Origin of the sequence: Empedobacter sp. 225-1 (assembly GCF_030328185.1) — a bacterium.
GTDB classification, from domain to species: Bacteria; Bacteroidota; Bacteroidia; order Flavobacteriales; family Weeksellaceae; genus Empedobacter; species Empedobacter stercoris.
Window position 1 is genome coordinate 1 of sequence record NZ_JACALO010000054.1, and the last position, 13,052, is coordinate 13,052.

General features: G+C 31.3%; 15 protein-coding genes and 1 tRNA gene. 9 read left to right on the forward strand and 7 right to left on the reverse strand.

What is annotated here, in order from left to right:
- Window positions 1–359: 359 nt before the first annotated feature.
- On the forward strand, window positions 360–566 hold the full coding sequence (locus HX088_RS12820; protein WP_225542153.1) for a helix-turn-helix domain-containing protein: 207 nt from the start codon (window positions 360–362) through the stop codon (window positions 564–566).
- A gap of 44 nt (window positions 567–610) precedes the next feature.
- On the opposite strand, the gene HX088_RS12825 is transcribed toward HX088_RS12820, so the two are convergent.
- From HX088_RS12825 to HX088_RS12835, 3 genes are read right to left on the reverse strand one after another with little or no spacing between them, the layout of a single operon-like run.
- Window positions 611–1,240, reverse strand: coding sequence for a Crp/Fnr family transcriptional regulator (locus HX088_RS12825; RefSeq protein WP_171622875.1), 630 nt, complete (start codon window positions 1,238–1,240; stop codon window positions 611–613).
- 2 nt (window positions 1,241–1,242) lie between these two features.
- Window positions 1,243–1,656, reverse strand: coding sequence for a YeeE/YedE family protein (locus tag HX088_RS12830; protein ID WP_171622874.1), 414 nt, complete (start codon window positions 1,654–1,656; stop codon window positions 1,243–1,245).
- Window positions 1,657–1,660: 4 nt separating this feature from the next.
- Window positions 1,661–2,209, reverse strand: a complete 549-nt coding sequence (locus HX088_RS12835) for a YeeE/YedE family protein (RefSeq protein ID WP_225539051.1) — start codon at window positions 2,207–2,209, stop codon at window positions 1,661–1,663.
- A gap of 119 nt (window positions 2,210–2,328) precedes the next feature.
- Between HX088_RS12835 and HX088_RS12840 the strand changes: the two genes are divergently transcribed.
- The gene (locus tag HX088_RS12840) at window positions 2,329–3,462 is read left to right on the forward strand and encodes an MBL fold metallo-hydrolase (RefSeq protein ID WP_286484354.1); all 1,134 of its coding nucleotides are present in this window, start codon (window positions 2,329–2,331) and stop codon (window positions 3,460–3,462) included.
- A 162-nt stretch (window positions 3,463–3,624) separates the two neighbouring features.
- Window positions 3,625–4,836 (forward strand): diaminopimelate decarboxylase, encoded by a 1,212-nt coding sequence (lysA, locus tag HX088_RS12845; protein WP_286484356.1) that lies wholly within the window; start codon window positions 3,625–3,627, stop codon window positions 4,834–4,836.
- Between the two features lie 63 nt (window positions 4,837–4,899).
- On the opposite strand, the gene HX088_RS12850 is transcribed toward lysA, so the two are convergent.
- Window positions 4,900–5,238 (reverse strand): hypothetical protein, encoded by a 339-nt coding sequence (locus HX088_RS12850; RefSeq protein WP_284584055.1) that lies wholly within the window; start codon window positions 5,236–5,238, stop codon window positions 4,900–4,902.
- A 440-nt stretch (window positions 5,239–5,678) separates the two neighbouring features.
- Between HX088_RS12850 and HX088_RS12855 the strand changes: the two genes are divergently transcribed.
- Window positions 5,679–6,065 (forward strand): hypothetical protein, encoded by a 387-nt coding sequence (locus tag HX088_RS12855; RefSeq protein ID WP_286484357.1) that lies wholly within the window; start codon window positions 5,679–5,681, stop codon window positions 6,063–6,065.
- Here the strand turns inward: HX088_RS12855 and HX088_RS12860 are convergent.
- The gene (locus HX088_RS12860; protein WP_171622869.1) at window positions 6,055–7,221 is read right to left on the reverse strand and encodes an MFS transporter; all 1,167 of its coding nucleotides are present in this window, start codon (window positions 7,219–7,221) and stop codon (window positions 6,055–6,057) included. The two genes, HX088_RS12855 and HX088_RS12860, sit on opposite strands and share 11 nt — an antisense overlap.
- 185 nt (window positions 7,222–7,406) lie before the next feature.
- On the opposite strand from HX088_RS12860, the gene HX088_RS12865 reads away from it, so the two are divergent.
- Window positions 7,407–7,491, forward strand: a tRNA-Ser gene (locus tag HX088_RS12865).
- Between the two features lie 749 nt (window positions 7,492–8,240).
- On the forward strand, window positions 8,241–9,077 hold the full coding sequence (locus HX088_RS12870) for a T9SS type A sorting domain-containing protein (protein ID WP_286484358.1): 837 nt from the start codon (window positions 8,241–8,243) through the stop codon (window positions 9,075–9,077).
- A 191-nt stretch (window positions 9,078–9,268) separates the two neighbouring features.
- On the opposite strand, the gene fabV is transcribed toward HX088_RS12870, so the two are convergent.
- Window positions 9,269–10,468 (reverse strand): enoyl-ACP reductase FabV, encoded by a 1,200-nt coding sequence (fabV, locus tag HX088_RS12875; RefSeq protein WP_188319694.1) that lies wholly within the window; start codon window positions 10,466–10,468, stop codon window positions 9,269–9,271.
- A gap of 103 nt (window positions 10,469–10,571) precedes the next feature.
- On the opposite strand from fabV, the gene HX088_RS12880 reads away from it, so the two are divergent.
- The gene (locus HX088_RS12880; RefSeq protein ID WP_225539046.1) at window positions 10,572–11,000 is read left to right on the forward strand and encodes a transposase; all 429 of its coding nucleotides are present in this window, start codon (window positions 10,572–10,574) and stop codon (window positions 10,998–11,000) included.
- A 107-nt stretch (window positions 11,001–11,107) separates the two neighbouring features.
- A complete protein-coding gene (locus HX088_RS12885; protein ID WP_171622865.1) occupies window positions 11,108–11,317 on the forward strand; it encodes a hypothetical protein in 210 nt (69 codons plus the stop codon).
- Window positions 11,318–11,346: 29 nt separating this feature from the next.
- Here HX088_RS12885 and HX088_RS12890 read toward each other — a convergent pair whose 3' ends face one another.
- Window positions 11,347–11,658 (reverse strand): DUF3817 domain-containing protein, encoded by a 312-nt coding sequence (locus HX088_RS12890; protein WP_171622864.1) that lies wholly within the window; start codon window positions 11,656–11,658, stop codon window positions 11,347–11,349.
- A gap of 164 nt (window positions 11,659–11,822) precedes the next feature.
- On the opposite strand from HX088_RS12890, the gene HX088_RS12895 reads away from it, so the two are divergent.
- Entirely contained in the window at window positions 11,823–12,941 is a 1,119-nt protein-coding gene (locus HX088_RS12895; RefSeq protein WP_286484360.1) for a calcium:cation antiporter, read from the forward strand.
- The last annotated feature ends 111 nt before the right edge of the window (window positions 12,942–13,052 follow it).

The following is a 13,052-nucleotide window of genomic DNA, read 5'->3' on the forward strand; positions in this document are numbered from 1 at the left end:
GAAAGTTTGGCTATATTAGCCCTATCGAAAAACTAAAATCTACTTGGCCAGTTGCACTTATAACTTGAACATGGCTAATTAAAAGATTTATTAACGGTGAATTATTTGAAAAAAGCACATACAATACTTTATTGTACAATGGATTTGCCGTTATCGGTTTCACTTTAATAGACTCTTTATTAAATTTTATTAAAAATAATCAATTAGAAAAATATCTTGTAAACAGTAATTTCATTATTTCTGAGAATAATATGATTGATATTTCATCTCTATCAGCAGGTTTATTTACACTTGTATTCGCTATAGCCTTAAAACAAAGTATTCAAATGAAACAAGAAAACGATTTAACGATATAAATTATGGCGATTATTATCAATTTAGATGTCATGATGGCAAAACGAAAAATGTCGCTAAATGAATTGAGTGAAAAAGTTGGCATTACGTTATCCAATTTATCAATTCTAAAAAATGGAAAAGCTAAAGCAATTCGTTTCGAAACTTTGAATGCAATTTGCAAAGCTTTAGATTGTAAACCAGGTGATATTATTGATTATACTGAAGAATAAAAAAGGAATCTCAATTTTGAGATTCCTTTTTTATTGTATGATTCTTAATTAATCGTGATTTCGTTTCGATTTAATTGAAGGAAACCTTCTTTTTCTAATGCTTTCAAAAGGCGAGAAATTACCACACGAGAAGTATTGAGTTCGTATGCTATTTCTTGATGTGTCTTCACAATCACTTTCCCTTTGTTAATACTTGCAACATCCAACAGATATTTTTTCAATCGTTGGTTCATGTCATTAAATGCTAAATTGTCAATCGCAACCAACATCTCTTCCATTCTATTGTTATAACTATCAAAAATAAAACGACGCCAAGAAGCATATTTCGCTAACCATTCGTCCATTTTAGTAATCGGAATCATCACCAATTCACCATCTGTTTCGGCAATAGCACGAATTTTACTTTGTCTATCACCCAAACAACACGCCATTGTCATGGCACATGTATCCCCTTTTTCAAGAAAATATAACAACAATTCACCTTCATCAAAATCCTCGCGCATAATCTTAATAGCACCTTTCAAAAGAATGGGCATTCCTTTGATAAATTGGTTTAAATCGATCATGACATCATTTGCTTTGAACTCGATCAATGAACCTAATTCATTAATTTCATCCAACAATTCATCTTCAAATTGATAAGGGTAAGTTGCTTCTATTTTCTCTTTTATCATGTTTAATGTGGGATTTTATTTCTAACTTTTCCGTAAACAAAAGTACCTATTAATGCACCAGCAATTGTAATTAAAATTGGATAAACACCAGCACCTAACAATACAAAAATTGGACCAGGGCAAGCTCCAACTAATGCCCAACCTAAACCGAAGAAAATACCTCCGATTAAATAACGTGCAATCGATTTTGCTTTGGGTTGAATCACAATTTTCTGACCATTAATATCTTTTGCTTCTTTCTTTTTCATTAATTGAATTCCAATCGTTCCGACAACCAATGCTGAACCAATAAATCCGTACATATGGAAAGATTGAAAATTGAACATTTCAAAAATTCTGAACCAAGAGGCTGTTTCTGCCTTATACATGGTTGCACCAAAGATAATACCTAATATGATATAAACTAAACTTCTCATGAAATTAAAAAATTAAAGGAAACAATACATGAACCATTAAAAGTCCACCGATAAAAAATCCGATTACAGCAATTAATGAAGGTAATTGCAAATCACTCAAACCAGAAATTGCGTGTCCAGATGTACAACCACCTGCATAGCGTGTTCCGAAACCAATTAATAATCCACCTACAAATAATAAGGCAATATTTTTAATCGACATAGTTTCGAATATTTCGGTAGGAGAATATGTTTTTCCTGCACTTTCAAAACCCATTTCGTTTAATTGTGCGATTGTCGCTTCTGAAATTGCTGGAATTTGATTATCTGATAAAAAATGTACCGATAGATAACCTCCAATTACAGCACCCACCAAGAATAATAAATTCCATTTTTGTGCTTTCCAATCAAAAGAGAAAAAATCACATGATTTTCCAGCTCCAAAAGCAGAACAAATGGTTCTGAAATTAGATGAAAATCCAAAACTTTTTCCAAAATAAATCAGCAATAACATTACGATTGCGATTATTGGGCCACCAACGTACCATGGCCAAGGTTGTAAGATAAATTCCATTCGTTATACTTTTCTAATCGGTTACAAAATTGATAAAAGTAATTTAATTTGAAAGTTACAAATGTTACATTACCTTTTACAACTTATCAATTTGAAAACATTTTATATTTTTGAACCAAATGAAAAAAATCAATCACCGAAAAGTTTTTAAACAAATGTTTTACTTCATTCTTTCTCTCATTATTTTATTTTCACTACTAACTTTTGCCATTCTACAAATGAATACGTTTGGTGCAGAAGCTACTGGAGAACGTTTGGAACGAATGAAACAATCTAAACATTATAAAAATGGACAGTTTCAAAACCTCAATCACACACCTGCTTTTGCAGAAGGCTATGATGCTAAAAAAGTGATGTGGGATTTTATTTTCGGTAAAAAAGACTCGAATATTTCTCCAAAAGATTCAATTCCTCATATTCAAACAGATCTTTTATCAATTGATCCATCTGAAAATATCTTCATTTGGTTGGGACATTCGTCTTATTACATTCAATTAAATGGAATTAATTTCTTAATTGACCCTGTTTTTAGTGAACATGGATCACCTTTACCAATTTTCAATAAAGCATTTAAAGGAGCAAATACCTACCATACAAAGGATTTTCCGAAGATTGATTATTTAGTGATTTCACATGATCATTACGATCATTTGGATTATGAAACGGTAAAAGAATTACAACATAAAGTGAATAAAGTAATTTTGCCATTAGGTGTTGGTGCGCATTTCGAAAAATGGAATTATTTACCAGAACAATTAATCGAAGAAGAATGGTATACAACTATAAAGTTGAAGAATAATCTTGAAATAACCTTTACTCCTGCTCGTCATTTTTCTGGTCGAAAATTTAAACGCAACGTTACACTTTGGACTTCCTATGTTTTGAAAACCCCAACGCAAAAACTATTCTTAGGTGGAGACAGTGGCTATGACACACATTTCAAAGAAATAGGAGAAAAATATGGACCATTTGATTTTGCGATTCTCGAAAATGGACAATACAACGATGCGTGGAAATACATTCATGCATTACCAACGGATATTCCTGCTATTGTTACCGATCTAAAAGCGAAACACATAATTCCTGTACATGCTGCAAAATTTGCATTAGCAAAACATGCTTGGGACGAACCTTTAGAAAAAGTTGTGGAATATGGCAAGCAGAATAAGGTTGATATTTTAACTCCGATGATCGGTGAAACAGTAAATCTGAACGATTCGGTGTTTTATTTCAAAGAATGGTGGAAGGGTTAAAACTTAGATTAACGAATAATATTCGAAATAAAAACTAATCTTTTAAATTAAATTCGAATTTATTGATTTTTAACAAGTTTATTCTGAATTATCGTCAGAAAACCATTTGATTTCCGTAATTTTGGCAACTGAAATTTAACTTTAAACAAAAAATTAAACAAAATGGAACTGAATAGAGAACGTCTATTAGAATTGGTGCAAAAATATGGTGCACCTTTATATGTATATGATGCGAACAAAATAAAATCGCAATATGATAAGATGACCAATGCATTTTCTACAGTCAAACGTTTAAAGTTAAATTATGCATGTAAGGCGAACACAAATCTTAATATTTTAAAGTATTTTAAATCACTTGGTTCAGGATTGGATACAGTTTCTATTCAAGAAGTAGAATTAGGATTAATGGCGGGTTTCAAACCGAAAGAAATCATTTATACGCCAAATGGCGTTTCGTATGCAGAGATCAAAAAAGCAATTGAATTAGGCGTTCGTATCAACATTGATAACCTTTCGGTTTTAGAAACATTTGGGCAAGATTTTCCTAAATATCCAGTTTGTGTACGTATCAATCCGCATATTATGGCGGGCGGAAATGCGAACATCTCGGTAGGACACATCGATTCTAAATTCGGGATTTCTATTCATCAATTACCACATATCAAACGTGTTGTAGAAAATACAGGTTTACATTTGGACGGAGTACATATGCATACAGGTTCTGATATTTTGGACATTGATGTTTTCTTACAAGGAGCAGAAATTTTATTTGAAGTTGCAGCAGAATTCAAGGATTTATCTTACATCGATTTTGGATCAGGATTTAAAGTTCCATATTATCCAGGAGCAGATGAAACAGATATCGAATATTTAGGAGAACGTTTATCAGCACGTTTCAATGCATTTGAAAAAGCGTATGGAAAACCATTAACACTAATGTTTGAACCAGGAAAATACATGGTTTCTGAAGCAGGATCTTTCTTAGCATCTGTAAATGTTGTAAAACAAACAACGTCTACTGTTTTTGCTGGAATAGACACAGGATTTAATCATTTAATTCGTCCAATGTTTTACAGCGCTCACCACGAAATCGAAAATATTTCTAACCCAGAAGGACGTAGTCGTTATTACACTGTTGTAGGGTACATTTGTGAAACAGATACGTTTGGATCGAATCGTAAAATAAATGAAATTAGCGAAGGTGATATTTTATGTTTCCACAATGCAGGAGCATATTGTTTCTCGATGGCATCAAACTATAATTCGCGTTTCAAACCAGCGGAAGTCTTGTTAATTGATGACAAAGATTATTTAATTCGTCGCCGTGAAACATTACAAGATTTAATCGCTACAACAGAGGATATTAAATTCTAAGTTCAGAATTTTTTATATATTTTTTATAGTATTTTAAAAGCTCAATCAAAAGATTGGGCTTTTTTATTTCCCTAATTTCAATGGTTTACTTAAAAATATCTCATGTATAATACTTCTAATTAAATTTTGTGCTATGGTCATAGAATCATCAAATCTATACTCAATTCTTTCTTCAATAGGATTTAGAGGAGAAACCGTTGTCAGTTGATTATTATGATGTTTTACATAATCTTGCATCAATTTATTATTCTTCTCAAGCGATAAATTTTGTTTATACTTTGAGTCAAAATAGCCAATTGATTGTGCAAATGGAATTGTCAATTTATTCTTCAAATTACCATTTTGCACTTCTACTTGTGCAAAAAGACAAATTGGAAAAAGAAATAATAAAAGTATTTTCATGATCAATTATTTAATTTATTAAAGTTAACCCGTTATGTATTTTGAATTAAAATTCGTCAGTTCGAATAACATTTCGAAATAAAATAAAGAAAAATTGTATGAGAATAGAATTTCACCTTCAAAAACCTTTTTCTCGATACAAAATTCTTTCAGAATTCCACTCGAAATGACGGTTTTATTGATGAAATTAACAATATTCACACAATTAAAGTTAAGAAATTTGTTTTAAATAATAGCCTTATCCTATTTTAAACACTTTACAATGACATTCGTCTTATGCTATTCTAAATGAATAAAATAATTTTGTAAAAATTTGTTTGAATAATGGAAAATAAAGATAAACGAAGTACCACACAAAAATTAATAGACGATGCGTTTTTTATATTTCTTGCAATTTTGGGTATTTTTTGTGTTTTGATTATTCTACTTGTGGTGTAAGAATGAAATTATTCGACCCCTACTTTTGTCTCTATTTATTAGGTTGGATTTTCGTGAAAATTACACGTATTTATGCCATCGAAATCGACTATATCAATCATTATTTAACGGATATTTTTGCTGTTCCTGCTATGACTCATCTGGGTTGTTATATCATTTCGAAACTAAAATATAACGGACAATTATACATTTATCCAACATCATATTTAATCATTACAGCTATTGTTTTATCAATTTTAATGGAAGTTGTTATGCCAAAATATTCTACGAATTATACCGGTGATGTAATTGATGTTGTTTGCTATTTTATTGGAATTATTTTTTACTTAAAAGTTCATAAAACCTATTTAATAGAAAAATATTCAAGGAAAACTGTTATTATGCCTTAAAAATTTTCATCCTTCCAACCATAAAAACCATAATCAATCCGAAACATGCAAATAGCGCATAAGAATATCTCAAATCTGAAACCTCTGCAATGTATCCAATAAGTGGAGGGCCCATCAAAAATCCTAAAAAAGATATACTCGAAACCATTGCCAAAGCTACTCCTGGATTAACATTCTTATTTTTTCCGGCAACACTATAAACCGTTGGCACATTACATGCCACACCAAGTCCCACCATCATAAAAGCAATGGTACACACTATAAATTGAGGAAAAAATACCGAAAGCATCAAGCCAGAAAACATCAATATTCCGCTAATTTGTAAAATACGCTGCTTCCCATATTTACTGATAAAATAATCACCAACAAAACGACCTGTAGCCATCATCACCATAAAAGAAGCATAGCCTACGACAACTAAATTTTGAGGCGCTTTTACAATATCTTGAAAATAAACACCACTCCAATCAAACATCGCACCCTCTGTCGCCATACTTAGAAAACCTATTATTCCTAATTGAACCAGCACTATATCAGGTTTTGAGAAAATAGATTTCTTTTCCTTTGCTGGAGACGGAATGGAATCAACCAAATATTTCTTATTCACCATCCAATTCAATACAATTAAACCATAAATAAGTACAAAATGATAAAATGTATTGATATGTAAATTCATCATCAATAAACCAATCAAAGCTCCAGTAAAACCAGCAATACTCCACGCACCATGAAATGACGACATAATTGATTTACCATATATTTTTTCGACCTCAACACCTTGTGTATTCACAGAAATGTTGCACATATTACCAACTACACCAAAAAAGAATAAAACTGCTCCTAATTGATAAAAGTCTTGTGCTAAACCAATACAACAAAGAAGCATTGGATAAATTAGAACAACAATTTGCAATACGTTTTTACTTCCACATTTTGCGACTAACTTGCCCGAAAGCGCCATTGTACACAATTGACCAATTGGCATCAACAACAATAAAGTTCCTAACTGACCTTCTGAAATTCCTAATTCTGATTTAATCGTTGGTATTCGACTTGCCCAAGATGAGAAAGCTAAACCTTGTGAAAAAAAGAACAACGAAACGGCTAAACGAATTCGATTTTTTTGAGTTGATGTATATTCAACGGAATTATTCATGGCTATTATTTAAACTAAAGTGCAAATTTAAGGTCTGTAAGGCCATAGCCAATAAAAAACCTCAAAAATATTCGATTGATAATCATTTTGTTAAAAAATAATTTTAAAATAATTGTTTTCAGAGTTTGGAAAAACGAAAAAGCGTTCTATATTTGCACTCGCAATACGGCAGTAAACGCTGTGTAGGAGAGTTGGCAGAGTGGTCGAATGCGGCAGTCTTGAAAACTGTTGAGGGTCACACCTCCGGGGGTTCGAATCCCTCACTCTCCGCTGATAAAGCCCAATAGAGTAATCTGTTGGGTTTTTTGTTTTTCTGAAGTTGTTGAAAATTATATTTTCATAAAAACCAAAAAGAAAACGAAAATTTGTAGATGCAAAGCATCAAATATTTTCTTAGAATCACTTTCACTTTTATTGGGAATATGAAATAATCCCTCACTCTCTGCGACATAGGGATTAATATTTTACTTTCAATCGATTAGTTTAAAATAACCACTCTACCTATCCGTTTACAAGCATTAGAAAATATAGAATTGTAAATAAGTCACATCATCGTAGACTAAATTAGTAAATTAATTTTGATAAAATATTTATTTAATTCGGCTATAATATCACTATATTTATATCTGAAAATCAATAAATTAGAGATATTCCTATTTTTTCTAAAGTTCTTTCAATTTTCACACTTACATTCTTCCTTCTATAACGCCTTTATACTACCTTTATAACGCTTTTATACTACCTATATAATGCATTTATAATACATCTATACCTGAGTAATAGCGTAGTTTATTCGATGTAAGTGGGAGTATAATTCGTTCATAAAGTATTGATAAGAGAATGTAAGTTTCACATGTAACAAAGAGACTCCATTCCTAAAAGTTTTGTGAAGTATTTCTACTTTAAAAGCTAATGATTTTACATCAGTCTTTATTGTACAAATAAAGTTAGCCAGATATTCTTAATTTTTGATTTTGTACAAATATAAATAAGATTATATTAGCTGAAATTAATACAATATGAACAAAAAAAATTACTTATCTATTTTATTCGGACTAATTTTTAGTTGCCAATTCATTAATGCGCAAACGACGCTTTTATTTACACAGGAACAAGCATCTGAAGGAAGTGCAATAAGTGCTTCTTCATCTTCCCGAACTATTCATGCAGCGGATGACTTTATTTTAACCTCAACTGCTACATTATCGAAAGTGGTTTTACATGGTGTACAAATTATGCAAAATCTTTCTTCAATTTTAAAGTCAACTGACTTTTATATTATAGAAGCTGAAGAGTTGACAACCGAACCTGGAACGCAAAACGTTATTTACAAATCCTTACAATCGATGGATGGAATAAAATTGGTATCTCAAGGGATGAGCCAAGATTTTGAAATTGATTTGAGTAATCATGCGATTAAATTAGAAGCAGATCGTAAGTATTGGATCGTTTTTAGCGCATATATTGATGCAGCGTATCCATCTAATTTGACCGATTGGCATTTCTATCCAGCAAACAACAAAACGGGAACGAGTTTGGCGAAAGTATTTACCAACGATAAATGGACAAGTCAAGCTACAGGTATAACTTTTAGCATTGAAGGTGAAAGCATTTTAGGAACAACGGAGATTTTTAGTAATGCAACTGCTACTTTAGCAACAACGGTTGTAAATCAGGTATTAGAAGTAATAAATCCTGAGTTTCTGTCTTTGTCTGTTTATGATTTTAATGGAAAAAATGTTTTAAATTCTACACGTAAAATTAACCAAGTAGAATTTCTTACTCCAGGTGTTTATTTAGGAGTTATTACGACTAAAAATGGACAAAGGATTTCTACAAAATTCATTAAAAAATAAAACCTAATTCATAATAATACAAAAAAGTATTTTTATTCAACAAATAATATTGGAATTAACGCTTCTCGATAATAAATAAGAGATTAACTGTCTATTATTGTAGCCATCATCTTCCACTAACTCTCGGAAACAAAACAATAAAAAAAGCCTCAGAAATTAATTTCTGAGGCTTTATATCTTTGTAAATTATTTTATGAAATACTTGGAACAGTTACCAATTCGTTCGTATCTGCTTCGTAATCGATTTGATCATAATTAAATCCAAATAATTGGAAAAACTCATCACGATAACCTTTGATATCCGAAATTTCGTTGATATTTTCAGAAGTGACAATTTTCCATAAATCATCCACTTCTTTTTGTACATCTTCTCTCATTTCTAAGTCGTCAATACGAATACGTCCATTTTCATCTAAAGGAACTTCTCCGTTCGCTGTGTATAAACGCTCTGCAAACAAACGTTGCATTTGTTCGATTGTTCCTTCGTGAATATTTTTATCTTTCATCACTTTGTACAATAATGAAACATATAATGGCACAACTGGAATAGCGGAACTGGACTGAGTAACTAATGCTTTATTTACAGAAACGTACGAAATACCATTCAAGTCAGCTAATAATTCATTGATCACTGGAACAGTTTTCTCTAAATCATTTTTAGCCATACCAATAGATCCATCTTTGTAAATTCTATGTGTCAACTCTGGTCCGATATAAGAATAAGCAACTGTTTTAACACCTTCGGCTAAAACGCCTGCGGCTTTCAAATCTTCCATCCAAAATTTCCAGTCCTCACCTCCCATTACTGCAATTGTGTTATCAATTTCTTCTTGCGATTCGATTGGATTGATTGTAATATCCGTTACACTTGCTGTATGGAAATCAACTGTTTTATTTGTAAATGGCTCACCAATTGGTTTTAAAACTGAAGAATAAGCTACACCTGTTTTAGGATGTGTACGACGTGGCGAAGCTAAACTGTACACGACTAAGTCTACTTGACCTAAATCTTTTTTGATTAAATCAATCGTTTGTTGTTTAATTTCATCTGAGAAAGCATCTCCGTTGATACTTTTTGCATACAAACCAGCTTCGTGCGCTTCTTTCTCGAAAGCGGCTGTATTGTACCACCCTGCAGTTCCAGGTTTTCTTGGTGCAGCTGGTTTTTCGAAGAAAACACCTATTGTTGCTGCATTATAACCAAAAGCAGCCGTAATACGAGATGACAGTCCAAAACCTGTCGAAGCTCCAATTACCAATACTTTTTTTGGTCCTTCAGTTGAAATATTTTTTGATTTTACGTACTCAATTTGATTGTGAACATTTTTTGCAGTTCCCTCAGGATGAGTTGTAATGCAAATAAAACCTCTTGTTCTTGGTTGAATAATCATTATACTTAATTTAGTCGCATAAATTTATAAAATAAATTCAATATAACGAAACCTTCTTTTAACATACAGAAACAATATTTATCCTACCGAATTTTACTACCTTATGAAAAATATACACATTGGCTCTTTGATTAAAAAAAGAGTGAACGAATTAGACATTGACACATCAAGAATTATTGCTTTTTTTAAGACTTATACAGAAGAAGAAATAAAAGCACAATTCAAGAGTAAAAGTATCTTAACTGATGATTTGCTCAAATGGTCAAAATTATTAGAGTATGATTTTTTTAGAATCTATTCGCAACATATTATTTTGTTTTCTCCTCTTCCAAAAAACTCTTCTAAAACAACTTCCTCCACAAGTTCTGTATTACCAAGCTTTCGAAAAAGTGTCTATACAAAAGAGATTATTGACTTTGTTTTGGATTTATACACAACTGAAAACAAAAAGATTCAAGAAATTTCGAATGAATACAATATACCTAAAAATACCATCCATAATTGGATAAAGAAATATCTACCTCAAAATTAAATTTTACTCATCATGCAAAAACCAAACTACCAAAAAATTTATAAAGAGATTATTCAGAAAAAGTTCCCAGAAAAAATTCAACAAACCAAAAAGCTTTTAAAAAAAGAATGGATGTTTTGGATGTCATCAAACTATCAGAGATATTAAACACTAACGAAACTACTGATAATCAAAAACACAAATCGTATGATTTAAACTCTATTCAGAAAATATTAAATATTCAGAAAAAGAATAATTACACCAATACCTATATTGCTGAAAAATATAAAATAAGTAGAAATACAATTGCTAAATGGCGAAAGATATATGATTATTAAATAGAAAAGGCTTCACGATGAAGCCTTTTTTATTGATTGTTTTTATCTTCTTTAATCACTTTATGTACTGCTAAAGTTGCAAAAGGTATAAAAGCATACATTATGTAAATGATAAAATCTTCATCATCCCATTTGTAAATTTTTCTAACTTTGAAAAGTAACAGCAGATAAACTGTAAACCAGAAACCATGGAAACTTCCTGCAAATGGCATAGGCAGCACATAATCAAATTGATATTTAATCGGCATTGCGACTAAAAACAAAAGTACACAACTTACCGTTTCCCATACACAAGCAGTAGCGAACCATTTTTTTAACTTTTCGTCAGATACGTTTAACATGGTGCAAATTTAATTTTTTATTGAGACTCTTCTAATGACAATCATTAGTTAAACCGTTAATTTAACAAAAAACAATGTACAATCATTACTATTTATGATAATCATACATGTTAATTATCAATATTATTGATTATTTTTGTAGCTAATCCAAAACCATCTATTGAATGCATGTAAACAATTTTATTTCAAGAAAATTCAATTTAACATTACCTTATTGGACAATTATCTGCCCAATTATAGCAATCTTTTCGTTAGGATTTGCCGACCAATTTAAAGAACAAGTGTGGTTTTCTACAGTTTTAGGAATCATATTAATTTTTGCAGTTTTAGCAGCTGTACATCATGCAGAAGTTGTAGCGCATAAAGTAGGCGAACCTTTCGGAACCATAATTTTAGCCTTAGCCATCACTGTAATCGAGGTTTCATTAATTGTCTCATTGATGATGTCAGAATCGACTGGATTTCCATCTGTCCTGGCGCGAGACACTGTTTTTGCAGCTGTGATGATTATTTTAACCGGAATAATAGGAATATGTTTATTGGCAGGAGGTGTTCGTTTTAGGGAGCAAAATTTCATTAAACAAGGTGTTTCGACAGCCCTTATTACTTTGGTTGCTATTTCTATTTTAACATTAGTTTTACCCAACTTTTTGACATCAGAAAAAGGCGGTGAATTTTCGTCTTCCCAATTAATTTTTGTCGCAATTATTTCTCTTATTTTATATGGCGGATTTATTTCTGTACAGACTATTCGACACAGAGATTATTTCCTTCCACAAAATAGTTCTGATAACGTTGTTTCCGAATTACATGTTGAAAAACCTAATCTACTAACAACCATTTCTAGTTTAGTTTTATTAATATTTGCACTTGTTGCAGTTGTATTATTATCTAAGAAACTATCGCCTACCATCGAATCAATTGTGATGGAATTTGGAGCTCCAAAATCGTTGGTCGGAATTATTATTGCTGGAGTTATTTTATTACCAGAAGGCTTAGCGGCGTATAAAGCTGCGAAACAAGACCGCTTACAAACAAGTCTTAATTTGGCTTTAGGTTCTGCTTTAGCTTCAATCGGATTAACGATACCAGCTGTTGCAATTGTATGTTATTTTACAGGATTAGAAGTTACGTTGGGTATCGATGCTAAATCTTCTGTCTTATTGGTACTTTCGCTGTTTACAGTTTATTTATCTCTAAGTTCGGGCCGTACAAATATTCAACAAGGAATTGTTTTATTAACCCTTTTTGCAACCTATTTATTTACAACAATTGTCCCTTAAAAATAAGTTTTAAAAACTAAAAAAGCGACTTGAATTATAGACTGCACCCAAAAGTTTGGACAGATTAAAAATTAATAATTATAAAAATGAGTTCGATATTGTATCGGGCTC

Coding starts and splice junctions, on each gene's coding strand:
- HX088_RS12820 (WP_225542153.1), top strand. CDS start 360: ATGGCGATTATTATCAATTTAGATGTCATGATGGCAAAACGAAAAATG.
- HX088_RS12825 (WP_171622875.1), bottom strand. CDS start 1,240: ATGATAAAAGAGAAAATAGAAGCAACTTACCCTTATCAATTTGAAGAT.
- HX088_RS12830 (WP_171622874.1), bottom strand. CDS start 1,656: ATGAGAAGTTTAGTTTATATCATATTAGGTATTATCTTTGGTGCAACC.
- HX088_RS12835 (WP_225539051.1), bottom strand. CDS start 2,209: ATGGAATTTATCTTACAACCTTGGCCATGGTACGTTGGTGGCCCAATA.
- HX088_RS12840 (WP_286484354.1), top strand. CDS start 2,329: ATGAAAAAAATCAATCACCGAAAAGTTTTTAAACAAATGTTTTACTTC.
- lysA (WP_286484356.1), top strand. CDS start 3,625: ATGGAACTGAATAGAGAACGTCTATTAGAATTGGTGCAAAAATATGGT.
- HX088_RS12850 (WP_284584055.1), bottom strand. CDS start 5,238: ATGAAAATACTTTTATTATTTCTTTTTCCAATTTGTCTTTTTGCACAA.
- HX088_RS12855 (WP_286484357.1), top strand. CDS start 5,679: ATGAAATTATTCGACCCCTACTTTTGTCTCTATTTATTAGGTTGGATT.
- HX088_RS12860 (WP_171622869.1), bottom strand. CDS start 7,221: ATGAATAATTCCGTTGAATATACATCAACTCAAAAAAATCGAATTCGT.
- HX088_RS12870 (WP_286484358.1), top strand. CDS start 8,241: ATGAACAAAAAAAATTACTTATCTATTTTATTCGGACTAATTTTTAGT.
- fabV (WP_188319694.1), bottom strand. CDS start 10,468: ATGATTATTCAACCAAGAACAAGAGGTTTTATTTGCATTACAACTCAT.
- HX088_RS12880 (WP_225539046.1), top strand. CDS start 10,572: ATGAAAAATATACACATTGGCTCTTTGATTAAAAAAAGAGTGAACGAA.
- HX088_RS12885 (WP_171622865.1), top strand. CDS start 11,108: ATGGATGTTTTGGATGTCATCAAACTATCAGAGATATTAAACACTAAC.
- HX088_RS12890 (WP_171622864.1), bottom strand. CDS start 11,658: ATGTTAAACGTATCTGACGAAAAGTTAAAAAAATGGTTCGCTACTGCT.
- HX088_RS12895 (WP_286484360.1), top strand. CDS start 11,823: ATGCATGTAAACAATTTTATTTCAAGAAAATTCAATTTAACATTACCT.